Origin of the sequence: Streptomyces sp. NPDC087263 (assembly GCF_044744645.1) — a bacterium.
Lineage (GTDB): Bacteria > Actinomycetota > Actinomycetes > Streptomycetales > Streptomycetaceae > Streptomyces.
In genome coordinates, this window is sequence record NZ_JBIUYT010000033.1 from 1 (window position 1) to 1,847 (window position 1,847).

At 70.8% G+C, this 1,847-nt stretch carries 1 protein-coding gene; it reads left to right on the forward strand.

The features are described from left to right. The coding region (locus ACIPC1_RS40285; RefSeq protein ID WP_402526828.1) for a condensation domain-containing protein at positions 1-1,847 on the forward strand (1,847 nt) is incomplete at both ends.

A 1,847-nucleotide genomic window follows, 5' to 3' on the forward strand; every position in this document is an offset into this window, starting at 1 on the left:
CGGCTGCCGGACTACATGGTCCCCACCGCGGTCGTGACGCTGGACGCGTTCCCGGTCACGGTCAACGGCAAGCTGGACCGATCCGCCTTCCCTGCACCCGACTTCACCGGCCTGACCGGCGTCGGCCGGGGTCCGGCGACGCCGACCGAGGAGCTGCTCTGCGGCCTGTACTGCGAGGTCCTCGGCCTTGAACGTGTCGGTGCCGAGGTGTCGTTCTTCGACCTCGGGGGCGACTCGATCCTTGCCATGAAGCTGATCGCCCGGATCGGCGCCGTCCTCGACATCGAGCTCAACATCGCCGACCTGTTCGCAGCCCCGACGGTGGCCGAGGTCGCCGGCCTCGTCGCGGAGGCGGTCGGCACAGCCGCCCGGATCGCGCTGACGCCGCAGCCGCGTCCGGAGGTGCTGCCTCTGTCGTACGCCCAGCAGCGGATGTGGTTCCTGAACCAGTTGGAGGAGACCAACCCGGGTGCCGGTGCGGTCTACAACCTGCCGTTGGCCCTGCGGCTCTCCGGTGACCTGGATGTCGCCGCGCTTGCGGCGGCGCTCGGCGATATGGCCGAAAGGCACGAAAGCCTGCGGACGGTCTTTCCCGAGACCGACGGCGAGCCCCGTCAGCAGGTGTTGGAGGGCGAGGCCGGCCGGCCTCGGCTGGTCGTCGTGGAGACCAGCGAGGAGATCCTCGCCGCGGAACTCGGGCTGCACGCGGACCGCGGCTTCGAAGTGAGCGTGGATCTGCCGTGGCGGATACGGCTGTTGGTGACGGGGCCCGCGGAGTACGTACTCCTGGTCGTCGCGCACCACATCGCTGTCGACGGCTGGTCGATGGGCGTGCTCGCGCGGGATCTGGGGGTGGCTTATGCGGCCCGGCGGGCAGGCGGGGCGCCGGACTGGGAGCCGCTGCCGGTGCAGTACGCGGACTACGCTCTCTGGCAGCGCGAGATGCTGGGTGAGCTGGACGAACCGCAGAGCCTGATCAGCGGCCAACTCACGCACTGGCGTGAGGCGTTGGCCGCCGCGCCACAGGAGCTCGCGCTGCCGACCGACCGGCCACGGCCGGCAGTGTCCTCCTTCCGCGGCGGCGAGGTGCCTGTCGAGGTCACCGCACAGACTCACGCCCGGCTGCTGGACCTCGCACGCCGAGGCCGCGCGACGATGTTCATGGTGGTGCACGCCGCCCTGTCCGTGCTGCTCAGCCGGGTGGGTGCGGGCGACGACATCCCCATGGGTGTCCCGATCGCCGGCCGCGGCGACCCGGCGCTGGACGACCTCGCCGGGTTCTTCGTCAACACCCTGGTCGTCCGCGCCGATCTGAGCGCGGACCCGTCCTTCATGGAGTTGCTGGCTCAGGTGCGGGAGTCGGATCTCGCCGCGTACGCCCACCAGGACGTGCCGTTCGAGCGACTCGTCGAGGACCTCAACCCGTCCCGCTCCCTCTCCCACAACCCCCTGTTCCAGGTCCTGCTGGCGCTGCAGAGCCTGCCGTCGGCGGAGTGGAGCCTGCCTGGGCTGCAGGTCTGTCAGATTCCGGCGGCGGCCCAGGTACCGGCGCGCTTCGATCTGTCGCTGGACCTGGTTGAGCGGCGTGATGGGGCGGGGGCGCCTGCGGGGTTGGGTGGGGCGCTGCTGTATGCGGCGGATTTGTTCGATGAGGGTACGGCGGCGGGGTTGGCGTCGCGGTTGGTGCGGGTGCTGGGGCAGGTCGCGGCCGACCCGGCGCTGCGGGTGAGCGAGGTCGCGGTACTGAGCGACGTGGAGCGGGCGCGGGTGGTGGAGGAGTGGAACGCCACCGAGGCCGTCATTCCGGGTGAGTCGATCGTGGATCGGTTTGAGGCGCGGGTGGTGGT